The organism is Paraburkholderia sp. BR10937, assembly GCF_040965695.1.
In the GTDB taxonomy this organism is placed as follows: Bacteria; Pseudomonadota; Gammaproteobacteria; order Burkholderiales; family Burkholderiaceae; genus Paraburkholderia.
Genome location: NZ_JBFRCL010000002.1, coordinates 269,040 through 293,613, shown reverse-complemented (window position 1 = coordinate 293,613; position 24,574 = coordinate 269,040). Strand labels below are relative to the sequence as shown.

Sequence of the window (24,574 nt, the reverse complement as noted above, 5' to 3'; positions counted from 1 at the left end):
TATCTCCTGACCAACGCTTGAACGCGGCGAGTGCCGGTTCGCAGCATACACCTGCGAACGCGCGCTTACTTCACCGCCTCCACGTCCTCGACCTCGCCCGCCACCGGCACGTTGCCAGAGGGGCTCATCATGCGCGGCTGCAGCATCAGCGCGACGAGTCCGGTCCAGCCGGTCTGGTGCGATGCGCCGACGCCGCGCCCGTTGTCGCCGTGGAAGTACTCATGAAACAGCACGAGATCGCGGCAGCGCGGATCGGCCTGCAGCAGCGGGTAGGCGGCCATGACCGGGCGTTCGTTGTTGCGGTCGAGCAGAAAAAGCGTCGTGACGCGGCGCGCCAGTTCGTCGGCGATCTGCGCGAGCGAAAGCTTCTTGCCCGAGCCGGTCGGATACTCGACGCGAAAATCGTCGCCATAGTAGCGGTGGAATTCGTACAGCGACTCGATCAGCATATAGTTGACGGGCATCCACACCGGGCCGCGCCAGTTCGAATTGCCGCCGAATACGCGCGAATCCGATTCGGCGGGCAAGTACTTGACGCGGAAGTCGCAGCTGTTGTGCCGGTAAACAAAAGGCTCGTCGAGATGGGCACGAGAGAGCGCACGCACGCCGTGGTCCGAGAGAAATTCGGCTTCGTCGAGCATGCGCCGCAGCAGTGCCTTCATGCGGTGCCCGCGCAATAGCGAGAGCAGCAATGAATTGCCTTTGCCGGGTTCGTTCCAGCGCGACACGAGGCTGGCGAGGTCGGGCCGGTGCTGGAGGAAGAAGACCAGCCGCTCGCGCAACCCCGGCAGTCCGCCGTGCACCCGCTCCTCCAGCACGCGCACCGCGAAGAAGGGAATCAGCCCGACGATCGAGCGCATGCGCAGCGGCACGCTGCTGCCGTCCGGCAGCCTCAGCTTGTCGTAGAAGAACTCGTCCACGCTGTCCCACAGGCCCGTCTCGCAGCCGTCGTCGCAACTCACCGCGCCCGCGATATACAGGAAGTGCTCGAAGAACTTCACGCCGATATCGACGAACACATGGTTCGCGAACGCGAGTTCGAGCGCGATGCGCATCAGGTCGAGCGCGTAAGCGGCCATCCACGCGGTGCCGTCCGCCTGGTCGAGGTGCCCGCCTGTCGGCAGCGGCGACGAGCGGTCGAAGATCCCGACGTTGTCGAGCCCCAGGAAGCCGCCCTGGAAGATGTTGTGGCCGTCCGCATCCTTGCGGTTCACCCACCACGAAAAATTCAGCAGCAGCTTGTGGAAGATGAGTTCGAGAAAATCCCGGTCCGCCTTGCCGGTGATCGCGCGATCGATTTCATACACGCGCCACGCCGCCCACGCGTGCACGGGCGGATTCGCGTCGCCGAACGCCCATTCGTAGGCGGGCAACTGGCCGTTCGGATGCTGATAGCGGTCCTTCACGAGCAGCAGCATCTGCTTCTTTGCAAACATCGGATCGACCAGCGCGAACGCGACCGCCTGAAACGCGAGGTCCCACGATGCGTACCACGGGTACTCCCATTTGTCGGGCATCGAGAGGATGTCCGCGTTGCACAGATGCCGCCAGTCCGCGTTGCGCCCGCTCTGGCGCGCGGCGGGCGGTGTCGGCTGCAGCGGGTCGCCTGCCATCCAGCGGTTCACGTCGTACTGGTAGTACTGCTTCGACCACAGCATGCCCGCCAGCGCCTGGCGCTGCACGAGCCGCGCATCGGCGCTCTCGATGTCGCGCTGCAGCGCAGCGTAGAATGCGTCCGCTTCGTCGATGCGCTGCGCGAACAGGCTGTCGATGTCGAGCGCCAGCTCGTCCTTCGGCGCGGACAGCGCACGCCAGCGGAACGTGACGACCGCGCGCCCGTGCGCCGCAATCTCGAGATGCACGCGCGCGGCCACCTTCGTGCCCGCGTCGCGCCGGATCGCGTCGTGGTTGCCGTGCACGACGTAGTCGTCGAAGCCGTCCTTGAATGGCCCCGCGCCGTCCATGCCGAAGAGCCGCTTCACGTTGGTCTCGTTCTCGCAAAACAGCCACTCGACGCGCTCGCCTCCTTGTGCGGCAGCCGTCACGACGAGCGGCTCGTGCGTGCCACAGTGCGCCACGACGTGCTCGCCTCCGGCCGACGAGACGAGCGCGAGCGACGGCTTGCTGCCTGCGGCCTTCCACGACCACGTGTTGCGCGCCCAGAACTGTGGCAACACATCGATCGATGCGTGCTGCCCGGCGCGGTTCTCGACTGTCACGCGCATGACGATGTCTTCCGGCGTGTGCTTTGCGTATTCGATCTGTACATCGAAATAACGCTCGTCGTCGAATGCGCCCGTGTCGAGGATTTCATATTCGGGCGAGCCGGCGCCGCGCCGCGCGTTTTCGTCGACCAGGTCCTGGTAGGGAAACGCCGCTTGCGGGTACTTGTAGAGCATGCGCATGTACGAATGCGTCGGCGTGCTGTCGAGGTAGAAGTACAGCTCCTTCACGTCCTCGCCATGATTGCCTTCCTGATTCGTAAGACCGAACAGACGCTCCTTCAAAATCGGGTCGAGGCCGTTCCACAGCGCGAGCGAGCAACACCAGTCCAGCCGCTCGTCGCCGAATCCGGCCAGACCGTCCTCGCCCCAGCGATAGGCGCGCATGCGCGCGTGATCGTGCGGGAAGTAGTCCCACGCGGTGCCGTGCTCGCTGTAATCCTCGCGCACCGTGCCCCATTGGCGCTCGCTGAGGTACGGTCCCCAGCGCTGCCAGCGGGCGTAGTCGGCCGAGTAGAGGCGTTGACCTTCAACCGTGTGGATGAGGCCGGCGGCGCGCTGCAGCATGAGCATCTCCTTGAATTGGGGCGCGGCGCAAGCGTCGCGAGTCTCCCATGCTAGCGCGGTTTGCCCACCGGGCGTGCGCGCGGCGCTTCGGCTGCGAACTAGCCGGCATCGCCGAGCCGTTTCAGGACGCGGAGCAGTTCGCCGAGCGACCATGCCTGGAACGGTGCGCCGCCAGGCTGATGCGGCGCATCGCCATCGGCGACCTCGGAAATGTGGTCGAGCCCGGCGCGGTCGAGATGCGCGAGCAGCGGCGCGACGAACCGCTCGCGAGCGAGCGCGCGCTGCGCCGCGGTATCGCCGTTCACGCGCAGCCAGGCGTCCACGAAGGGGCCGAGCAACCAGGGCCAGACGGTGCCCTGATGATAGGCGCCGTCGCGCTCCAGCACGCCGCCACGGTACTGCCCGCGATACGCGCGCTCAGACGGCGCGAGCGTGCGCAGCCCCATGGGCGTAAGCAGCCCGGCTTCGACCTGCGCGACGACCGCGCGCGCCGCATCGCCTTCGAGCAGCGCGAACGGCAGCCCGCCTGCCGCGAAGATCTGGTTCGGCCGGATCGAGCGATCGGCCGTGCCGTCCACGTGATCGACATCGACCACGTCGAATAGCGCGCCCGTCGACGGATCGACAAAGCGCCCGGCAAACGAGGCGCTGGCGCGCGCTTCAAGTTCGCGCCAGCGCGTATCCCATGCCGCGGCAATGCGCAGCGCGTTGATCCACAGCGCCTGAATTTCCACCGGCTTGCCGATGCGCGGTGTGACCACCCAGTCGCCCGCCTTCGCATCCATCCAGGTGAGCTGCACGCCTGGCACGCCTGCTCGCAGCAGGCCATCACGCGGATCGGCTGCGATCCGGTAGCGCGTGCCGCGCGCATAGCCTTCGAGGATGGCATCGACGGCGCCTTGCAGCGCATGCCGCGCTTCGTGCGGCACGTTCCCGGCCGCGAAGTACTCGTGCACCGCCACGACGAACCACAGCGATGCGTCGACGGAGTTGTATTCGGGCGCGCCGCCCGCATCGGGAAAGCGGTTCGGCAGCATGCCCTCTGATACGGTCGCCGCCCATTCGAGCAGGATCTCGCCCGCCTCCTCGTAGCGCTCGTTCGCGAGCAGCAGACCACGCATGGCGATGAACGTGTCGCGGCCCCAATCGGTGAACCACGGATAGCCCGCGACGATCGTGCGGCCGTCGCCGCGCGCGACGACATAAGCGCTGGCCGACCGCTGCAGGCGCGAGCCAAACGACGCCCGGCGCACTTCTTCAAAGCCGGCGAGCAGTTGTGCGCGGCTCGCCGCGCTTTCGCCGCTGTCGAGCGAGGTATCTGGCGCAGGTGCACCGGACGATGGTTGCGCGCGCAACAGCATCACCGCGTCGCCCTCGCGCAGATCGAACGTGAACACGCCTGGCGTCGCGAGGTCCTCGGTGTAGTCGAGACCGCGCTCGCGTTCGCACGTGTAGCAGAAGTTGCGGTACCAGTCCGGCGCATGCGTATAGCCGCCGTTAGAGTGCGCGACGATGGCCGGTAGATCGCCGTACGGTTGCCAGCGCACGTGCTCGCCGTCGATCCGGGCGTTGAAGTCGAACGCGGGGTTCTCGTGGTGGAGCCCGTGATAGTCGCGGCCCGAGATCAGCGGGCGGACCTTCAGCACGGCACCGCCAGCCCCGGAGGGCGCATCGAGCCGCCAGCGCAGCACGGCCTCGCGGCTCGCCTTCGCCACGAACACTTCTGCCGTGAGCATGGCGCCGCCGTCCAGCCGGTAGCGCCACGTGGGCCACGGCGTGGAGTCGAAGCTCGCGATGCGCTCGGAGGTATCGGGATAGAGCAGATCGGGCGCGTAGCGCTGCATCGTCAGTGCGGTCTTGCGCTCCCCGTCCTCGAGCCAGGCTTCGACGCCGTTGACGAGCACCACGCGGTTCGTGGGAGGTTGCCTGGCCGTGAGCAGCAGCGCGTGATAGCGGCGCGTACGCGCAGTGCCGACAGTGCCGGATGCGAATCCGCCGTCGCCGTCCGCTTCGAGCCATTCGTCGTCGAGGCGCCGCGCATCGATGGGGCTGTCAAGACGCGTCATCGGTTGTCCTACCCTCGTGGATCATCTGCGCAACGATACTCCCGTCGGCTCGGGCTGCCGTGAGCGTCAAAGTCGGCGCGGTTGCACCGACCCGTCATTCGACGGTTCGCCCGCGCCGCTGCCGGTAATGGATCTGCGCGGGCACCTGAATGGACTCGGGCGGGCCGTCGCCTTCGAGCAGCGAAAATACACAGCGCAGGCTATGTTCCGCGAGTTGCGCGCTGTCCTGCACGATGGCGTCGATGCGCAGCGGCAGGCAGTCGAGCAGCTGATGATCGTCGAAGGTCATCACGCAGCCAGGCGCCTGGGCGAGTTGATGCGCTTCGTTCACGAACTCGAGCAAGCCTTCGAGCAGCGTGATCGAACCGGCGAACAGCGCCTCGGGATAGCGCCCATGCGCCTCGAACCAGGCCTTCATCAGCGCATAGCCCGACTCACGCTGGTAGTCGCGCTGAAACACCCAGTCGGCCTGCTCCGCAATGCCGTGGCGCTCGAGCGCGAGCCGGTAGCCCGCAAGACGGTCGCGGCTCGGCGAGAGTTCGGGCTGGCCGCCGAAAAACACCACTTCCCGTGCGCCCTGCTCGATCGTCTCGCTCACCAGGGCCGCCACCGTTTCGGCGGCGTCGGTAATCACATAGGGAATCGCGCTCGTCGCCACGCGGCGGTCGGCGAACACGATCGGCAGACGCTTGACCCACTTGTCGTAGCGCGGCGCATCGGCGGTGCACGGCACGACCACCACGCCGTCCACCTGTTGCGCGACCAGATGCGCGATGCCCTCGGTCTCGCGCACCGGATCTTCGTCGCTCGTCACGATCACGAGCTGATAACGGTAGCGCTCGCGGCATTGCCATTCCATGGCCTGGGCGAGCGCGGCGTGCGCCGAGTTGGTCAGATCGGGAATCACGAGGCCGATCGTGTTGCTGCGCCGCGAGCGCAGCGCACGCGCCGATTGCGACGGCGTGAAATGATGGTCCCTCGCCACCTGCAGCACGCGCTCGACCGTCGCCGCCGAAATGCGGTAGCGCTCGGCGTTGCCGTTGAGCACCATGCTGGCCGTGGTGCGCGAAACCTCCGCGAGGCGGGCAATGTCGTCGATAGTCAGACGCTCGAACTGGGACACGCGGCGTTCCTGCCAGGTATGGGTTGGGGATCGGATAAACGCGAGGCCGAAGAGCCGGCGACGCGGCTGCGAGCCAGGGCAAGCCCCAAAAACGAAGCGCCCCGTGTGGCGCGGGGCGCGCAGTCGCTCTCAAGCGCGCGCGGACGCGAAGATCTTCGCGTCCGATGGTACTACGCTCGCGCGCGCCTGCAAACGTGCTTACTGCTTGTACAGGTTCAGGGGCACCGGAATGAACTTGTCGACCGGCTGACCGTCGACCACCTTCTTCGCGGCCTGCACGCCATACTGGCCGATCAGTTCGGGCTGCTGCTGCACGGTCGCGGCCATCTGGCCGGCCTTGACCGCGGCGATCGCGTCGTCGGTGGCGTCGAAGCCGACCACGGCCACGTTCTTCAGGCCCGCAGCCTGCAGCGCCTTGACCGCGCCCAGCGCCATTTCGTCGTTCTGCGCGAACACGCCCTGAATGTCCTTGTTGCTCTGGATGATGTTTTCCATCACCGAAAGGCCCTTGGCGCGATCGAAGTCGGCCGGCTGCTTCGTGACGATCTTCACGCCGCCCTTGGCCGCGATTTCGTCGTCGAAACCGGCGCCGCGTTCGTTGGCCGCCGACGAACCCGGAATGCCTTGCAACTCGACGATGTTGCCCTTGCCACCCAGCTTGTCGGCGAGGAAATCAGCGGCCATCTTGCCGCCCGCCTTGTTGTCCGAAGCGATATGCGAGCTGACTTCCGCGCCGTTCACGCTGCGGTCGAGCGAAATCACCTTGATGCCCTTGCTCGTCGCTTCCTTCACGACGTTGGCCACCGCCGAAGAATCGGTCGGGTTGATGAGGATGACGTTGACCTTTTTCTCGATCAGGTCTTCGACGCTCGCCTGTTGCTTGGCCGGATCGTTCTGCGCGTCGACGGTGATGAGCGTCACGCCGTCCTTCTTCGCTTCGTCTTCGGCGCCCTTCTTGAGCGAGACGAAGAACGGATTGTTGAGCGTCGAGATCGACAGACCGACCGTGACCGCGCCGCCCGAAGCCGGCGCCGCAGCCGACGCGCCGGCATCGGCCGTGCTGCCCGGACCTTCCTTCGAGCAGGCCGCGAGGCCCAGCACGAGCGAACCGGCGGCGAGCGCCGCAAACAGTTTCGAAATCGACGGCGAATTGTGCTTATGCATAGTCTTCCTCCTCGTTATATGTGGAGTGTGTGGAGATAAAAAACGTCAGGATAACTATTGATGCCAAACTGCCGCGCCACGCGAATGGAGCGTGGTGCGGCCTGGGGATTACGACGACTTCTTGTTGCCGCGATCGATCAGCACGGCAAGCAGGATCACGATGCCCTTGATGACCTGCTGATAGAACGACGACACGTCGAGCAGGTTCAGGCCGTTGTTGAGCACACCGATCAGGAGCGCGCCCACGAGCGTGCCGAAGATCCAGCCGCGGCCGCCCGTGAGGCTCGTGCCGCCCAGCACGACCGCCGCGATGGCGTCGAGCTCGTAGCCCGTGCCGGCGGTCGGCTGCGCGGAGTTCAGGCGCGAGGTCAGCACCACGCCCGCGAGCGCCGACATGACGCCTGCGATCGTGTACACCCACAACTGGATGCGATCGACCTTCACGCCGGACAGCTGCGCCGATTCGGCATTGCCGCCCGTCGCGTAGATATGGCGGCCGAACACGGTCTTGCGCAGCAGAACCCAGAACACGCCGAACATCACGAGCATCAGCACGACGGGAATCGGCACGAGGCGCGCGACATAGCCGCCGCCCAGCAGCGAGAAGAAGTCGCTGTTGAAGCTGCTGATCGGGCTGCCGTTCGACACGACGAGCGCGAGGCCGCGCAGCACCGTCATCGAACCGAGCGTGGCGATGAACGGCGCGACCTTGCCCTTGCTGATCACGAGACCGTTGGCGAAGCCCATCAGGCCGCCAGCCACGAGGCCGGCGAGCGTCGCGACGATGGCGGGCGTGCCCGCGCTCAGCAGCGTCGCGATGATCACCGAGGAAAGCGCGAGCACCGAGCCCGCCGAGAGATCGATGCCGCCGAGCAGGATCACGAGCGTCATGCCGAACGCGATCAGCGCGTTGATCGACGCCTGCCGCATCACGTTGAGCAGGTTGTCGAGCGTGAGGAAATCACGACTCACGATCGAGAGCGCCACCGAAATGATCAGCAGTGCTACGAAGGGTCCGAGCTTTTGCAGCGTCGCCCGGCTGCCGGGGGTAAGGGTCACTTGCGACATGTCATGTCTCGCTAGTTTTCAGTGATTGGGTAAGCGCCTTCGCTCAGGCCGCCACGGCTTGCGCGGCACTCGCCTCGCCGCCGGCTGCCGCCGTCATGATCAGTTCCTGGGTGGCCGTGGCCGCTTCGAAGATGCCGTTCTGGCGCCCCTGATGCATGACGAGAATGCGGTCGCTCATGGCCAGCACTTCGGGCAGCTCGGACGACACCATCACGATGGCGACGCCCTGCTCCGCGAGCTGATTGATGATCGTGTAGATCTCGGCCTTGCCGCCCACGTCCACGCCGCGCGTGGGCTCGTCGAGCAGCAGCACCTTCGGCAGCTGCGCCAGCCACTTCGCGAACACGACCTTCTGCTGATTGCCGCCCGAAAGCGCCTTGACGTCCAGTTCGGCGTCGCGCGTGCGCACGCGCAACTGCTTGATGAACCCCTCGACGGCGCTGCGCTCCGCGCGCTCGTTGACGAAGCCGAGCGTGGCGTACTGGTCCAGATGCACGAGCGTCGCGTTTTCGCGCACCGACATGCCGAGCACGAGCCCCTGTCGCTTGCGGTCTTCCGTGACGAAGCCAATACCCGCCGCAATCGCGCTCGACGCGTCGCGCACCTCGAGCGGCTTGCCGTCGAGCGTGACCGTGCCCGCCGTCTTGCGGTTCGCGCCGAACAGCGTGCGCAGAATCTCGCTGCGGCCTGCGCCCATGAGTCCGGCGATGCCCAGCACCTCGCCCGCGCGCACGTCGAACGTAATGCCTTCGATATGGCCGTCGTCCGCCAGACCGGCCACGCTCATGCGCACGTCGCCCGGCGCGTGGCTGCGCTTCGGGAATCGCTCGCCGATCTCGCGGCCCACCATCAGGCGCACGATCTCGTCGAAACCGGTGTCGCGAATCGCGCGCTCGCCGACGAAATGGCCGTCGCGCAGCACGCTGATCTTGTCGCATACACGGAAGATCTCTTCCATGCGGTGCGAGACGTAGACGATCGCCACGCCGCTCGCCTTGAGCGACTGCATGATCTCGAAGAGCGTTTCGATCTCGCGGTTCGTGAGCGCGGCGGTCGGCTCGTCCATCACGAGGACTTGCGCGTTCAGCGACAGCGCCTTGGCGATTTCCACGAGTTGCTGCTGACCGATGGAGAGCAGCCCCGCCTCGGTCTGCGGATCGATACGCTGCGCGCCGACCTTGTCGAGCCACTTGCGCGCCTCTTTGCGCATCGTTGCGACATCGACCATGCCGAAGCGGCTCCGCTCGCGGCCAAGGAACAGATTCTCCATCACTGTCAGTTGCGGGATGAGGTTCAATTCCTGGTGAATGATGGCGATGCCCGCGCGTTCGGCCTCGACCGTGCTGCGGATCTGCACCGCGCGCCCGTCCACGAGGATCTCGCCCGCATCGGCTTGATACACGCCGCTCAGGATCTTCATGAGCGTCGATTTGCCTGCGCCGTTCTCGCCCATCAGCGCGTGGATCTCGCCGGCCTCGATGCGGAAATCGACGCCTTCGAGCACCCGAACCGGACCGAACGCCTTGCCGATCCCCTGCATCATCACTTGCATCCTGGACCTCTCAGAAGATCACGCCCGAATGCAAAATCACATTCGCGTAGGGGCTGCATTCGCCGGTGCGGATCACCGCCTTCGCCTCGCGGCAGCGGCGCTTGAATTCTTCGTGCGGCACTTCTTCAATGGCGATGTGCGCCGCGGCCAGCTCGCGGCTGCGCGCCACCACGGCCGCGTTGTGCGTCTGCGCCTCGCTCGCGAACACCGCGCGCTCGGCCTTGAAGTCGGCGAGCACGCTGTCGAGCACGGCGAAGAAGTCGGGCACGCCCACCGCGAGCGAAACATCGATGCATTCCACACCGTCGGGAATGGGCAGGCCGCAGTCGGCGATCACGAGGCTGTCGGTATGGCCCATACGGGCCAGCACGCGTGCGATGTCGCGATTCAGATGTCCGTGTTTTTTCACTGCGAATCTCAGGCTTGCGTGTTCAGGAAGGCTTCGAGTTCGGCGAGCGTGGGCATGCCGCCCTGCGCACCGGCGCGCGTCACCGAGAGCGCGCCCGCTGCGTTCGCGCGCCGCACGGCCTCGCCAATGCCGAGATGCCAGAACGCCGCGAGCGCGCCGTTGAAGGTGTCGCCGGCGCCGGTCGTATCGACGGCTTCGACGGTGAATCCCCGCTGATGCACGAGCGCGCCATCGGCGTCGGCGTAGTACGCGCCGTCTTTACCGTGCGTCATGGCAATGCGCACAGGCGAGCGTGCGATGACCTCGGCCCACGCGCCTTCCGGCGTCTGCAGGGCGGTCGCGAGCTCATGCTCGTTGGGCGTGAGCAGCGTGGTCAGTTCGAGCAGCTCGCCGCTCAGTTCGACTGCGGGCGCGGGATTGAGGAAGAACGGCTTGCCGTGTTCGCGAGCGCGCCGCGCGGCGTGCAGCACCGTTGCATAGGGCACTTCGAGTTGGGCCAGCACGACGTCGGCCTGGGCGATCGCGGCGCTTGCACGGTCGATGTCTTCGGGCGAAAGCTCGTGGTTCGCGCCCGGCACGACGATGATCGCGTTATCGCCGCCCGAGAGCGTGATCGACGCGATGCCGGTCGCCTCGCGCCCCGTGCCCACATGCGCGATATCGACGCCTTCGCGCGCCAGCGTCGCTTTCATCTCGCTGCCGAACGCATCGGCGCCGACGCAGCCGATCATCGTCACCTCGGCGCCAAGACGCGCCGCCGCGACCGCCTGGTTCGCGCCCTTGCCGCCCGGATGGGTCGAAAAATGCGTGCCGAACAGCGTCTCGCCGAGCCGGGGAAACGTGTCGGTCGTGACGACCATGTCCATGTTGATGCTGCCCACCACCACTACGCGCGCCATTGCACTCCCTTTCCACGGCTTGCCGCGCCTGCGGTTTTTTGCCGTGCTAAAACGTAATCAGCTTGGGAGCGCAGTTATACCAGAGTCGTCACGCGGGTGAAATAGACCCAGGGTATTACCGGATACGCACAGGAATATGTCCCCGATTAGTGGCAACCAACCGAAGCGGGACGACGCCGCGTCATGCGAAGCGCTATGCTGTCGAACCCAATTGAGGAACAGCAAGGAGATGACGAAGCATGAACAGAACGGTGACGGTGGCGGGCGTGATCGGCACGGGATTGATGGGCGTTGGCATCGCGACGCAATGTGCGCTGCACGGCCTGCGCACGATCGTCCATGACGTCGATCCCGCGCGGCTCGACAGTGTGTCCGTGAAGGCCCAGGCCGTGCTCGACGAACTGATCGACGCGGGCCGCATCGACGCGGCAACAGGCGCGGCCGCGCTTGCGCGAATCGAAACGAGCGCGACACTCGAAGCCATGGCCGAAGCCCAGTTCGTCTTCGAGGCCGTGCCCGAAGTCCTCGATCTCAAGCACCGGCTCTATGCGCAACTCGGCGCGGTGCTGGCCCCCGATGCGATTCTCGCGAGCAACACGAGCGGCTTCGAGCCGGATCTGCTGGCAGGGCCGCTAACCGCGCCCGAGCGCTTCGTGATTGCGCATTTCTGGAATCCGCCGCACATGATCCCGCTCGTCGAAGTCGTGCCGGGGCGCGCCACCACGCCCGACGTCACCGCGCGAACCGAGACGCTCATGCGCGCGATCGACATGGAGCCCGTCGTGCTCGCCAAAGCGATCCCCGGCTTCGTCGGCAACCGGCTGCAATTCGCGGTGCTGCGCGAGGCGCTCAATATCGTGCGTTCGGGCGCGGCGAGCCCCGAGGTGGTGGACCGCGTGATGAAGGCGTCGCTCGGCCGCCGGTGGGGCATCGTCGGCCCGTTCGAGAGCGCGGACATGGGCGGCCTCGACACCTTCGTCGACATCTCCTCGCATCTCATGCCCGAACTGGCGAAGGACGAAGACGTGATCGATCTATTGCGCGCGCAAGTCCAGGCAGGCCGCGTGGGCGTGCGCAGCGGCGCGGGCTTCTACGACTGGGATGAAGCGCATGTGGCGCGCGTGAAGGCCGCGCGCAAAAAACTCATTGCCGGCGGGTGACTGCGCAGACTCACAGCATCAAACATCGATACCGAGGGCGACGATCCGCCGGTACAGCGTCGCGCGCGCCATGCCGATCTGCGCTGCGGCTTTCGTCACCTGGCCGCCCGCCGCGCGCAACGCTTCAGTCAGGAAGCGGCGTTCGTAGTCGCGCATTGCTTCGTCGTACTGCTGATACTGCGGCACGCCGGTATCGTCCTGCGTGTCGTGCTGAGCGCCCGGCTCTTCGTCGCGGCGCTGCCCGCGCCCATCGCCGATGAAGCGCGCGAGCGAGCGCGCATCGATGCGCTCGCTCTCCGATAGCAGCACCGCGCGCTCGAGCGTATTGCGCAATTCGCGCACGTTGCCCGGCCAGCCATACGCACACAGCACCGCAAGCGCATCTTTGTCGAGTTCGAGATGCCCCGCGCCGCTCTCCACCGCGAGCTTGTCGAGAATCGAATACGCCATCGCCTCGATGTCCGCCAGGCGCTCGCGCAGCGGCGGCACGCGAATCATCAGCACGTTGAGCCGATAGTAGAGGTCAGCGCGAAAGCGGCCCTGCGCCACGAGCGCGGGCAGATCCGCCGAGGTCGCCGCGATGATGCGCACGTCGGTGCGCACGATGCGATTCGAGCCGAGCGGCTCGAACTCCTGCTCCTGCAAAACCCGCAGCAATTTGCCCTGCAGCGCGAGCGGCATGTCGCCGATCTCGTCGAGAAAGAGTGTCCCGCCCTGGGCCAGCTCGAACTTGCCGATGCGCCCCTTGCGCTCCGCGCCCGTGTACGCGCCCGCCTCAGCACCGAAGAACTCGAGTTCCAGCAACGTGTCGGGAATCGCCGCGACGTTCACCGTCACGAGCGGACTGTCCGCGCGTCCGGACGCGCCGTGGATGGCGTGTGCGAGCAATTCCTTCCCCGTGCCCGTTTCGCCAAGCAACAGCACCGGCGACGCGAGACGCGCGGCCCGGCGCGCCTGGCGCTTCACTTCGAGGCTCGCAGCGCTGGTGCCGATCAGGCTCGAAAAGCTGTACTTCGCGCGGCGCACCTGCGCGAGCGACTGGCGCGTGCTGATCAGTTCGGCGCGCAGTCGCGCGTACTGGCTGAAGAGCGGCGACAGTCCCTTGAGTTCGTTGAACAGCACGAAGCCGACGGCGCCGATCGTTTCGCCGTTGTCGTCCTTGATCGGCAAACGCGTGACGACGATCGGATCGCGATCGGTCTCGAGAATGTCGAGCAGGATGGGTTCGCCCCCCTTCACGACGTCGCGCATCATGCTGTTCGGAATGACGGCTTCGCAATCGAGACCGATCACGGCCATGGGGTCGTCAAAGCCGAAGCGCGCCGCGTAGTCCCGGTTGATCCAGACCACCCGCGCGTTGCGATCGACGATCACGGTGCCTTCGCTGAACTTGTCGAGCGATTGAAAGAGCGATTGCATCGCCAGCTTGCGCACGTGGTCGTAGTCGGCCAGCAGCGCGGTCGTTTCGATTTCCATTCGGTGCTTTTGTTTGGGCGCGGCCCTGACGTAGCCCGTCAAGGCTAGTGGATTCTCATTTTCGGGACGCATTATCTCAGAAATGAGATTGCGCCACGTCGCCTGAAATTTCCCGGCTTTGCGCGCGGGGTGGCAAGCAGCGGCGCGCTTTCTTAGCCCAAGCCGTCTCAGTTTTGAGACTCGCAGCCGCCGCAAGCGTCCCAGCGCACCCCTGCGCCCCATGCCGCCCGTTTGCGCGCCGCTTCGCGCAAGGCTCCCCGCCCGCTGGCACATATCGTGCTCAATTGCGCGGTCGCGCCGGCTTCGGCGCACGCGAACAACAAACAGACCTGCACGAATAAACCAACTGGAGACAAGATGTCCTTTGTGATTGTGATCGCCGCTTTGGCGTTCCTGATGTTCGTGGCCTACCGCGGCTACAGCGTCATTCTCTTTGCGCCCATCGCCGCACTGGGCGCCGTGCTGCTGATCGATCCCTCCGCCGTCGCCCCCGTGTTTTCCGGCATCTTCATGGAAAAGATGGTCGGCTTCGTCAAGCTCTACTTCCCCGTCTTCCTGCTCGGCGCCGTGTTCGGTAAGGTCATCGAACTATCCGGCTTCTCCGAAGCGATCGTGGCCGCCGCGATCCGCTACATTGGCCGCTCGCGCGCCAACGCCGTGATCGTCGCGGTCTGCGCGCTGCTCACGTATGGCGGCGTCTCGCTTTTCGTCGTGGTGTTCGCGGTGTATCCGTTCGCAGCAGAACTCTATCGCCAGAGCAACATTCCGAAGCGCCTCATGCCTGGTGCGATCGCGCTCGGCGCGTTCACGTTCACGATGGATTCGCTGCCCGGTACGCCGCAGATCCAGAACATCATTCCCACCACGTTCTTCAAGACCACCGCGTGGGCCGCCCCCTGGCTCGGCGTGATCGGCTCGGTCTTCATCATCGTGGTCGGTCTCACGTACCTCGAATGGCGCCGCCGCAGCGCCATGGCGAAGGGCGAAGGCTATGGCACGTCGCTCGTGAACGAACCGGAGCGCGTCGAGACCGGCAATCTGCCGCATCCGGCGCTGGCCATTGCGCCGCTCGTGCTCGTTGGCGTTGCCAACTTCCTGCTCACGAAGTGGATTCCGCAGTGGTACGGCGAGAGCTTCACCGTCTCGCCCGACGTGCTGCCCGGCATGCATGCGCCCGTGACGGTGGCCGTGAAAAGCGTCGTGGCGATCTGGGCCGTGCAGGGCGCACTGCTGCTCGGCATTCTGCTCGTCATCGTGACGGCGTTCGGCCGCGTGAAGGAACGCTTTGCGACCGGCACGAAGACCGCAGTAAGCGGCGCGCTGCTCGCCACGCTCAATACGGCATCCGAGTACGGCTTCGGCGGCGTGATCTCGGCGCTGCCCGGATTCCTCGTGGTCGGCAATGCGCTCAAGGCCATTCCGAATCCGCTCGTGAATGCGGCCGTTTCGGTTTCGGCGCTCGCGGGTATCACGGGTTCCGCGTCGGGCGGCATGAGCATCGCGCTCGCCGCCATGTCGGACACCTTCATCAAGACCGCACAAGCCATGCACATTCCGATGGAAGTGCTGCACCGCGTGGTGGCGATGGCGAGCGGCGGCATGGATACACTGCCGCACAACGGCGCGGTCATCACGCTGCTCGCGGTCACGGGCCTCACGCACCGCGAGTCGTATCGCGACATTTTCGCGGTCACCATCATCAAAACGCTTGCGGTTTTCTTCGTGATCGCCGTGTTCTACCTGACCGGCATCGTCTAACCGGCAACGACACCAGGCCCACCCATGCATCTCCCCAACACGCTCTCCCTCGCCGGAAAAACCGCCGTCGTCACCGGTTCGACCAGCGGCATCGGTCTCGGCATCGCGACGGCGCTGGCTCGCGCAGGCGCCGACATCGTCCTGAACGGTTTCGGCGATCCGGCGGCCGCGCTCGCGCAAATCGAGGCGGCCGGCGTGCGCGCCGTGCATCACAATGCGGACATGAGCCGTCCTGCCGAGATCGAAGCCCTAGTGGCTTTCGCGGCCAGCACGTTCGGCGGGCTCGATATTCTCGTCAACAACGCGGGCATTCAGTATGTCGAAACGATCGAGAACTTCCCGGTGGAGCGCTGGGATCAGATCATCGCGATCAATCTGAGCGCGACGTTTCACGCCACGCGCGCGGCGCTTCCCATCATGCGCGCAGCGGGTTGGGGACGCGTGATCAATATCGCTTCGGTACATGGGCTCGTGGGCTCGGTGGGCAAGTCGGCCTATGTCGCGGCCAAGCATGGCGTGATCGGGCTCACCAAGGTCGCCGCACTGGAAACCGCGCGCAGCGGCGTGACTGTCAATGCGATCTGTCCGGGCTGGGTGCTCACGTCGCTCGTGCAGAAGCAGATCGACGATCTGGCCCACCGCGAGGCCATGTCCGTCGAAGACGCTACGCTGAAACTGCTCGGCGAAAAGCAACCGTCGGCAAGCTTTGCGACGGTGGAGCAGATTGGCGGCGTGGCGGCGTTCCTGTGCTCGGAAGCGGCGAACGAGATGCGCGGCGCCGAACTCAAGGTGGATGGCGGCTGGCTCGCGCAGTAAAACGGCAGCGGCGCGCGAGCGACGTACAACGCGTCAATCGCGCGCCATGCGCCGCAGTTTCATGGCGTGCAGCCAGTGGCTGAGCCCCTTGAATACACTGCTTTCGTGCGGGTCGCCAAAGTGAAACAGGACGGTGCATCGAACACTGGAAGGGGCGCAGGCCTGATTCGCATGCAGCGAGCGCAAGCCCCAAATGAAGTATAGATTCCCCGGCTGCAACGTTACGACTTTCGCAGAAAGCCACTTCTGCACACGTGGTGAGCGCCAGATCCTGGCGAGCAGCTTTTCCATGATCGCCTTCTCGACGATATTGACGATCGCAAAGCGCCGCGCATTACGTAGATTCGGAAACATCACGAGATGGCCTGCCAGTTCGCCCGGGTCATTGGGAATCTGAATCGGCAGCAGGATCGATATGGCGTACGAGTCGTAGTGGAAATTGTTCGAGTGACGGACGCCCTGTTTTCCCGAAAGCACGCGCATCACCGGATAAATCCGCTCGCTCGGCGGCAGCGTCCCCATCTTGCGCACATATAGCTGGCGCAACAACGCGTGCAGCCCCGAGTCTTCGAATAGCGGGGCGAGACAGGTGCCCGTTACCCATTGCGCCCCGCTAAAGCCGAAGTATCGGGCGCCTTGCTGCTCCACCAGCACGGCTACCCCGCTGCGCAGCTTCGTGAGAATGGCGGCTGGCACGATGTCGCGAAGCACGCCCACTCCGTCGTCGTCCATCGACTGAGCGAGCGCCTGCGCACTCTGCACGTCTACCCGCACGAATTCATCTTGCGGCCGTTCATCGTCCAGCACGTTCATCGCGGTCCCTCGCGCAGCCCGATCGGCGAATACGGGCACACGGTCAATGCAGACCGTAGACTGAGGGAAAAAACTTTCGTATTCCGTACGTCTCCGTACAGAACGCCGGAACGCGTCGATTTATATGCTGGCTGATTATTCCGGGTCGTTGCGCAGTGAATCGAAGCGATGCTGCCGCATCGATTCGTTAGCGATCGCTCCGCTCTGGCTCGCCCGTCGCGCCTTCTGCGATCAACGACCAGACCACCTGTTCGAACTGCTCGGGCTCGATCGGCCTGGAGTACAAATAGCCCTGCGCGAAATCACAGCCCATCGACTTCAGAAAATCCCGCTGTTCGATGGTTTCCACGCCTTCGGCAATGACCTGGATTCCCAGCTTGTGCGCGAGCACCACCATCGCCTCGCAGAGCACCTGATTGTTTTCATCCACGCTCAGGTTCTGGACGAATGAGCGATCGATTTTCAGGTAATCGATGTCGAAGCGTTTGAGATAGGCCAGCGAGGAATAGCCCGTGCCGAAGTCGTCGATCGAAATGCCAATGCCTGCAAGACGGAAATCGAGCAGCCTCGCGTCGATATTCGATTCGGCCTGCAGCAGCAACCCCTCGGTGATTTCCACCACCACGCTTTGCCCCGGCACGCCCTCGCGATCGAGATAGTCGTGCCACCGCACGCCGACCGTGCTGTCCTGGCGGACCTGAACCGGCGACATGTTCACGCTGATCTGGAACGACGGATCGTATTGCTCACGCCAGATGCGCGCCTGCTGCACGGCTTGCCGGAACACCCAGTCGCCGATGGGAATGATCAGGCCGGTATCTTCGGCCAGCGGAATGAATTCCAGCGGACTGATCATGCCGCGCTCGGGATGCAGCCAGCGCAACAGGGCTTCCGCCTTGCAGACCCGGCCCGTTGCCAGGTCGACGACTGGCTGATAAACCAGCCGAAGCTGACCGCGAGGCAGCGCCGAACGCAGGTCGCTGGTCAGGCGCAAGCGCGTTTCCGCCTCCAGCTGCATGTCGGGCGTGAAGTAACTGAAGCGGTTGCGTCCGGCATTCTTGGCCGCGTACATGGCCTGGTCGGCGTTCTTGAACAACGCGTCGAGTTCAACCGTGTCGTCGGGGAAAACGGTGACGCCGATGCTCGCCGAAATGTAGACCTCGTCCGCGCCGAGCTTGAACGGCTCAGTCAGTTTGCGATTGATATTGCGCACGGTCTGCTCGACCGCTTCCATGTCTTCGAGATCGGGCAAGATCACCGTGAACTCGTCGCCGCCCAGTCGCGCGACGGTATCGAGATTGCGCACACACGCGCTGATACGGCGCCCAGCCTCGATCAGCAGCACGTCGCCGCGGTCGTGCCCCAGCGAGTCGTTGACTTCCTTGAAGCGATCGAGGTCGATCAACATCAGGGCCACGCGCCTTTGCGAACGGCGCGCGAGCGCGGCCTCCTCGGTGAGACGATCGTGGAATAACTGCCGGTTCGGCAGCCCCGTCAATGCATCGAAATTGGCCTGCTTCCAGATGGTCGCCTCGAACGCCATCCGGTCGGAGAGATCGCGACCGACCGCCAGCACGGAAGTGACATGGCCGGACCGATCGATCTCAGGCGTGATGCGAATGTGAGTGCATTGCTCCTGCCCGTCCTTTCCCGCCCACCGCAGTTCGAACTGCGCGCTTTTTCCCGTCGCGATGACTTCGCCGATCTTCCTTTCGTAGACCAGCGCATTGGCCCCGCCGGGAAGCTCCGAGGGCCGCTTGCCGAGGACGGTCGCGAGATCGCATCCCGCCGACGTGCAAAAGGCCGGATTGGCGAAGGTGCGGCGCAGCTCGCGGTCATATCGCGTGATCGTATCGGGCGAATTCTCGATCAGCGTGCGCGCCTCCCGTTCGCGGGCGACGAGTTCCGCCGTCCGGTCGACGACCGTCTGTTCGAGCGACGCATTGATTTCGTTGATCTTGTGAATCTTCTGCCTGATCGCCGTACGCATGCGCTCGAAACGCTGCGCCAGGCGTGCCAGTTCGTCCGGTCCGCCAAGCGGCCCTTCCCCGTCCTTGCCGTCGTCGTCGACGGCGCCGGCATCCTCGCCGGTGTCGTGCATGCGGCGCACCAGATCCTGGAGCGGAGCCGAAATGCTGTACGAAATAAAGTAGGCGAGGAAAATGGAAAGCAGAAACCCGGAGATGCCGACCACCACGATCTGGTTGCGTACGGCCTGGGCCTCCGCAGTGAGATTCTGTTCGGCGATCGTGCTGACCACGAACCAGCTCGTGCCGGGAATGCGCGCGTAGGCGGCGAGATAATGGCCGCCGCGCTTTGCTGCGAAATTGACGAACCGGCTCGACTCGCCCGATACCCGGTGGCGCGCGATATCCTCGATCAGGCCAGGCTCGGGCGCGGCGCCCGGGTTGGGCGACGACGCGTGATTCGGGACTACGATGATCTTGTTGTCGCTCGCATCGAATACGTAAATCTCTGTTCCACTGCCCGTCGCGACGTCGTTGAAAATCGTCGAGAAGTACTCGGGGCGAACGACCAGAACCAGACTGCCGATCTTCGCGTTGTCGCTCTTGTTGTAGATGGCGCGCACCATCCCCAGGTTCTGCTGCCCGACGCCGTCGTCGTAGCTGCCCCAGTAGGTGCGTTCATGCGACTCTTCCGCGATGCCGACGAGCGCCGTCACACCCGAAGTCAACTGCGCAAATGCCTGCGTATCCAGAATCCGGTCTTTCTGGTCGAGCAAATATTTCTGGTTGATGAAATCGACCGACCCGTAATGCTCGAGCAGCATACGCGTCATGTCCTCACGCGCCTCGCTCTGCTCCCTCGCGCTGCCGCTCGCCGCTCTCGCCAGCGCGCCCTGGACCCGGTCCGAAAGCACGAGCAGATTGCTTTCCGTTTCGATCTCGTGCATGCGCAGCTCGACATTTCTCGAAACCTGCCTCACCACCTCTTTCGAGAATATCTCCGCATTTTCCTTGATCGCAGCAACTGACTTCACATAGGAAATGCAGCCCGAAATGATAATGGGCAACAGCGCCAACAGAATGAAAGCGGCAATCAGTCGATAGCGAATCTCGACGCGTCGAAGCAAATCCTGGCAGAGGTAGTCGAAAGCGCGTCGCAGCAGTGCGGAGATTGCATTCATTTGTAGTGCATCTTCGCTTCAGTCTTGACCGAGATGTCCAGGCGCTGCGCAGCCTGCCTGGGTGTAATTTTCCTGAGCAGCACATCCTGCATCAATTTATGCACCAGCTCAATCGTGTTGGAAGGAAGCGACGAATAATAAGGGCTGGCCGTGACCGGATAACGGCTGACCGCGTTCGTGTAGTCGACGATCTCCACGTCGCTCACCACGGTGCCCATGCCTTGCTGGAACGGCGAAATGTTGTGGCGCTTCCTCTGAAGAATCGGGAATCCCTTGCCGGCGACGAATTCCAGAAAGCGCATGGCCGCGGCCTTGTTGGGCGTTTCGCAAACGGCAAAGCCCGTTTCGCTGCCGAGCACCGGCACGATACGTTCGCCGCGCGTATTCCAGGGCGGCACGAACACGCCCACCGAGAAATCGTTTCCATGCAGCATGAGCCCGGCGGCCCAGCTACCCTGGAACGCCATCGCCACCTTGCCTTCCTTGAAAAGGCGAATGCCTTCGTCGTAGCCCGTCGTCATGAACGAGGGCTGCGCGTAACCGCGCTCGGGTATCAATGCGATCCTGGCGAAGATCTCGGCCACCTCCGGTGTATCGAGGTTCAGCGTGCCGTCCGCCATTTTCTCTTTCCAGTGGGGCTCGTGTGCGACCACATCATTGGCAAAGCCGGAAGCGAATGGCCCATTGCCGAGCATGTTCGGAAAGCCGCCGCTCCACATCACCGGAATCATGCCCGCCTGCTTGAGCCTCGCGCACACCGCCAGAAACTCGTCGAAATTCGTCGGCAGCGTGTCGATGCCGGCCGTGGCGAACATGGCGCGGTTGTAATAGATCATCGTCGTCGCCACGCCACCCGAAACACCGAACCCCTTGCCGTCGCGACTGGTCCAGTCGGCCTTGAGCGGATCCAGCATGTTCTTCCACGCGGCGCTCTGGCGGACATCGGCGAGCACGCCCTGGTCGGCCAGCTCCGCGGCATAGGCGTTCGGATTGATGCTGACGAGGTCCGGCAGCGTGCCCGCCGCCACGCGCGGCTTGATGTTCTCCTCGACCGAGTTGCCGACCATGAACTGCACGTTCACGTGCAGATCGGGATTGAGCTTGTCGAACTCGGCGGCGATCTGGAGCATCTCCTCCGGCCAGTCCGGCGCCCAGATCAGCGCGGTGATGGTGGTCCGTGCCGGCGCGGCCTTGCTGCTCTGGGCGCCGTTCTGATGATCGCAACCCAGGAGCAAGAGCATGCCGACCAGACCAGACCACAGCCAGGCAAACTTGATTCCGTGCACGTAACGCTCGCTTTCAGTTCGGGAATGGCGGACCCTGCGGAACGCAGGGGAACCCCATTGCATATCGGCCGAAACCGGGCGTCACTTGAGGGGGTTACGCATGAGCGTGGCACGCGATAGTCGGCGAGCCTTGCGGACGGACGATCATGCCCGTTCGCAAACGTTAGCGCAGTGCGCGATGCGCTAACGTGGTGCAATGGAATCAGGTCTCTTTGCGCAGACCCGGAGCGCGCTGCGGCGAGTTGGATGCCTCGCCGCCTTGTGTCGCTCCCGTTTCAATCGTTTCAATCGAGCGACGGGCTGCATTCGCATTCGAGCGCCGCGACCCGCGCCGGCCGCTCCATTGCCGCAAGCCGCTGCAGCGTCACGAGTCCGAACACGGCGAGCGCGCAACCGAGCAGCAGATCGGCACGTATGCCCGCACGGTCCACGATCGTGCCGCCTACCGACGAGCCAAGGGCAATCGCCACCTGGATCACGCTCACGAACATCGCCGAACCCGCTTCGGCGAGATCGGCCGTGCCGCGCTGGATCCACACGGAGAAGCACAGCGGAATCGCGCCGAACGCCACGCCCCACATCAGCATCGCCGCGATCTCGCCGATGCGCACGTGGTCGAGCAGAATCATCGCCGAGAGCGCGCACAACAGCAGCGCCGTCATCGTCGCCACGGCGGACTTCAGGCGCGTGGCCACGACCGCCGACGTCAGCGCGTTCGAGAAAAAGCCGATCACCCCGAATGCGAGCAGCAGCAGCGTGATCGCGCTCATCGGGAAGTCCTGCTGAAGCAGCGGGGCGATGAACGTATAGGTCGAGAAATGCGCGCCGAACACGAGCGCCACCATCAGCATGCTCAGGCGCACATGCGGGCGGCGCAGCAGCGTGGCGAAATCGGCGAGACGCAATGCGGCTGCGGAAGGCAGTGAAGGCACCAGCAACGCCTGCGCAACGAGCGCGAGCGCGACGAGGCCGCCCGTCACGAAGAACGACATGCGCCACGACGCGAAACCGGCGATAAAGGTACCGAGCGGCACGCCGATCACCGTCGCGAAGGTCACGCCGGTCAGGATGATGGCCGTTGCGCGCGGGGCGTCGCTCGTATGCACGAGGCGGCCCGCCGCTGCGGTCGCGAGGGTCCAGAAGCCGCCGAGCGCTGCGCCGAGCATCGCGCGGCCGACCAGCATGAGCGCGAAATTCGTCGCAAGCGCGGAGACGATATTCGATGCGAGCAGCATGGCCGTGAGCAGGAGAAATACCTGCCGCCGGTCCATGCGGCCGGCGAACATCATCAGGCCCGGCGCGAAGATCGCCGCCATGACACCCGGCGTGGTCACCATGAGGCCGGCCGTGCCTGGCGTCACGCCGAGGTCGCGGGCGATCTCGGTGAGCAGACCGACCGGCAGGAATTCGGACGTCACGAACGCGAATGCACTGATCGCCACGGCAAAGACGGACAACCACTGGCGCAGTGTCGTCTCTTCGAGCGGCGCGGGCGCGAGATTGGGAGAACGGTCGTTCATGTATCTATGACTGTTTTGTGTGTGGCGAATAATAAAAGCCATTGTTCGGCAATTTCGCACCAAAAAATGGGGAAAATCGCCGTTTAAATGGCTAATCGGGAATGACGTTTAAATTAACATCAAATAAAGAATGGCGTGCGGCCCTGCGATTAGCGGGGTCGTCAAAAGGGTTATGAATGGAATGTGACGCGGCCTGCCGAGCGCCGCGCCGGCGGGGCAGAGATTATGTCATTTCAGCCCCGGAAAAATAAGCGATATTTTTCTGGGGACAATATAGGCATCGAATAGATGCTTATGCTGGTCGCTGGCCAGGAGACTAAGGGCGCCGGGAAAGCGCCCCGTGAGGAAATGCCGGAAAGCCGGTCCATCAAGTCAAGCGAGGCGCTCGCAGGCGCCTGGGTTCAAAACCGCGTCTGCATGCCCACGCGGGCGATGAACTGATTAGGTCCACTCGACGTACCATCGGGGTCGAGCACGCCGCTGATCAGCGCCTGAGCCCCGGCGTTCGTACGCTGATACACGGTCTCCGCATACACGACCGTCCGCTTGGACAGGAAGTGATCGACGATCGCCGTGACCTGGTGCGCATGATTGTTGTCGAGATACGCGTTGCCCTTCATGTACATGTAGTCGGCGGCAATCGCCCAGTCTGGCGCAAGCAGCCAGTTCGCGCCGGCCTCGGCCTGGGCAATGGCGCCGCCGTTGAAGGTATTGCGCACGGTCGTCACCAGCAGCGTCGCCATGACCTTGCCGAAGTCGTAGTGCGCGCCCACGCCCCAGTTGCGAATGCCGACATCGGGTTCGCCGGTCTCCACGTATTTAGCTTCCGTATACGCAGCCGCCATGCCAAAGGCGCCGTTGGTGTAATTCGCGCCGGCACTGACCGTATTGCCGCGTCCGAATGCGCCCGGAATGCCACCAAAGCCGTACAGGCCGCCGAAGCTGAATCCGGCAAACTTCGGCGATTGATACTTGACAGAGTTCTCGACCGTGGCGCCGGCCATGCGGTCCCAGTCGAATTGCTGCGCGAAGGGCGGATTGCCCGGAATCGCGATCTTCGCAAACGGGCCCGCGCGGAAGTTGTAGAGGCCCCCGACTTCCATCGCCGCGTCGTCGTGGCCGAAAAACAGCGAATCGGTCATGAAGTCGTATTGATTGCCCATCGTCAGCCTGCCGTACTGGTCGCTGTCGAGGCCAACGTACGCATTGCGCCCGAAGATCCCTTGTCCTGAGATGATCGAGCCCGTCCCCATCGAAAATTGATCGACGAGATCGAACACCGCATGCAAGCCGCCGCCCAGATCTTCGCGCCCGCGTATCCCCAGCAGGTTCGGCGTGAAAATGCCGTCGTCGAACTTCACCACCGAGTGGCCGCCCTGGTTGCTGACCCACGACACGCCCGCATCTACCATGCCGTACAGCAACACGCTGTCACCCGCCGGGCCGCCTTCCGCATGTGCCTGGGCGCAAGCCATCACCGATACCGCCGTGCACCACAGTGCGAGGCTCTTCATTGACGTCTCCTTT

General features: G+C 64.4%; 16 protein-coding genes and 1 pseudogene. 3 read left to right on the top strand and 14 right to left on the bottom strand.

Annotated features, from left to right (window positions below; genetic code table 11):
- Positions 1–65: 65 nt before the first annotated feature.
- The 8 genes and pseudogenes from AB4Y44_RS03270 to rbsK all read right to left on the bottom strand — a co-directional run bounded on the left by AB4Y44_RS03270 (position 66) and on the right by rbsK (position 11,144).
- Positions 66–2,795 (bottom strand): glucosidase, encoded by a 2,730-nt coding sequence (locus tag AB4Y44_RS03270; RefSeq protein WP_368698685.1) that lies wholly within the window; start codon positions 2,793–2,795, stop codon positions 66–68.
- Positions 2,796–2,887: 92 nt separating this feature from the next.
- A complete protein-coding gene (locus tag AB4Y44_RS03265) occupies positions 2,888–4,855 on the bottom strand; it encodes an amylo-alpha-1,6-glucosidase (protein ID WP_368698684.1) in 1,968 nt (655 codons plus the stop codon).
- A gap of 94 nt (positions 4,856–4,949) precedes the next feature.
- The gene (locus AB4Y44_RS03260; RefSeq protein WP_342921732.1) at positions 4,950–5,978 is read right to left on the bottom strand and encodes a substrate-binding domain-containing protein; all 1,029 of its coding nucleotides are present in this window, start codon (positions 5,976–5,978) and stop codon (positions 4,950–4,952) included.
- Between the two features lie 198 nt (positions 5,979–6,176).
- Positions 6,177–7,142: a ribose ABC transporter substrate-binding protein RbsB gene (rbsB, locus tag AB4Y44_RS03255; protein ID WP_324162576.1), complete on the bottom strand. Its 966-nt coding sequence runs from the start codon at positions 7,140–7,142 to the stop codon at positions 6,177–6,179.
- Between the two features lie 108 nt (positions 7,143–7,250).
- The gene (locus AB4Y44_RS03250) at positions 7,251–8,210 is read right to left on the bottom strand and encodes a ribose ABC transporter permease (RefSeq protein WP_342921733.1); all 960 of its coding nucleotides are present in this window, start codon (positions 8,208–8,210) and stop codon (positions 7,251–7,253) included.
- 43 nt (positions 8,211–8,253) lie between these two features.
- Positions 8,254–9,753, bottom strand: a complete 1,500-nt coding sequence (locus tag AB4Y44_RS03245) for a sugar ABC transporter ATP-binding protein (RefSeq protein ID WP_368698683.1) — start codon at positions 9,751–9,753, stop codon at positions 8,254–8,256.
- A 19-nt stretch (positions 9,754–9,772) separates the two neighbouring features.
- A complete protein-coding gene (gene rbsD, locus AB4Y44_RS03240; RefSeq protein ID WP_342921735.1) occupies positions 9,773–10,171 on the bottom strand; it encodes a D-ribose pyranase in 399 nt (132 codons plus the stop codon).
- An 8-nt stretch (positions 10,172–10,179) separates the two neighbouring features.
- Positions 10,180–11,144 (bottom strand): annotated as a pseudogene (gene rbsK / locus AB4Y44_RS03235) (ribokinase).
- A gap of 165 nt (positions 11,145–11,309) precedes the next feature.
- Here rbsK and AB4Y44_RS03230 point away from each other — a divergent pair.
- Positions 11,310–12,230 carry a 3-hydroxyacyl-CoA dehydrogenase family protein gene (locus tag AB4Y44_RS03230; protein ID WP_368698682.1) on the top strand — a complete coding sequence of 307 codons (921 nt, stop codon included), beginning with the start codon at positions 11,310–11,312 and terminating at the stop codon, positions 12,228–12,230.
- A gap of 18 nt (positions 12,231–12,248) precedes the next feature.
- Here AB4Y44_RS03230 and AB4Y44_RS03225 read toward each other — a convergent pair whose 3' ends face one another.
- Positions 12,249–13,706: a sigma-54 interaction domain-containing protein gene (locus AB4Y44_RS03225; protein WP_368698681.1), complete on the bottom strand. Its 1,458-nt coding sequence runs from the start codon at positions 13,704–13,706 to the stop codon at positions 12,249–12,251.
- Positions 13,707–14,063: 357 nt separating this feature from the next.
- On the opposite strand from AB4Y44_RS03225, the gene AB4Y44_RS03220 reads away from it, so the two are divergent.
- Entirely contained in the window at positions 14,064–15,464 is a 1,401-nt protein-coding gene (locus AB4Y44_RS03220; RefSeq protein WP_342921738.1) for a GntP family permease, read from the top strand.
- A 24-nt stretch (positions 15,465–15,488) separates the two neighbouring features.
- A complete protein-coding gene (locus AB4Y44_RS03215; RefSeq protein WP_368698680.1) occupies positions 15,489–16,280 on the top strand; it encodes a 3-hydroxybutyrate dehydrogenase in 792 nt (263 codons plus the stop codon).
- A 33-nt stretch (positions 16,281–16,313) separates the two neighbouring features.
- Here the strand turns inward: AB4Y44_RS03215 and AB4Y44_RS03210 are convergent, their stop codons facing one another.
- The 5 genes from AB4Y44_RS03210 to AB4Y44_RS03190 all read right to left on the bottom strand — a co-directional run bounded on the left by AB4Y44_RS03210 (position 16,314) and on the right by AB4Y44_RS03190 (position 24,561).
- Positions 16,314–17,093, bottom strand: a complete 780-nt coding sequence (locus tag AB4Y44_RS03210; protein WP_368698679.1) for a hypothetical protein — start codon at positions 17,091–17,093, stop codon at positions 16,314–16,316.
- Between the two features lie 187 nt (positions 17,094–17,280).
- Positions 17,281–20,241, bottom strand: coding sequence for an EAL domain-containing protein (locus AB4Y44_RS03205; protein WP_342921741.1), 2,961 nt, complete (start codon positions 20,239–20,241; stop codon positions 17,281–17,283).
- A complete protein-coding gene (locus tag AB4Y44_RS03200; protein ID WP_368698711.1) occupies positions 20,238–21,482 on the bottom strand; it encodes an ABC transporter substrate-binding protein in 1,245 nt (414 codons plus the stop codon). The genes AB4Y44_RS03205 and AB4Y44_RS03200 overlap by 4 nt, the downstream gene beginning before the upstream one ends.
- A gap of 329 nt (positions 21,483–21,811) precedes the next feature.
- Positions 21,812–23,047, bottom strand: coding sequence for an MFS transporter (locus AB4Y44_RS03195; protein ID WP_342921742.1), 1,236 nt, complete (start codon positions 23,045–23,047; stop codon positions 21,812–21,814).
- A 401-nt stretch (positions 23,048–23,448) separates the two neighbouring features.
- Positions 23,449–24,561 carry a porin gene (locus AB4Y44_RS03190; protein WP_368698678.1) on the bottom strand — a complete coding sequence of 371 codons (1,113 nt, stop codon included), beginning with the start codon at positions 24,559–24,561 and terminating at the stop codon, positions 23,449–23,451.
- Positions 24,562–24,574 lie beyond the last annotated feature (13 nt).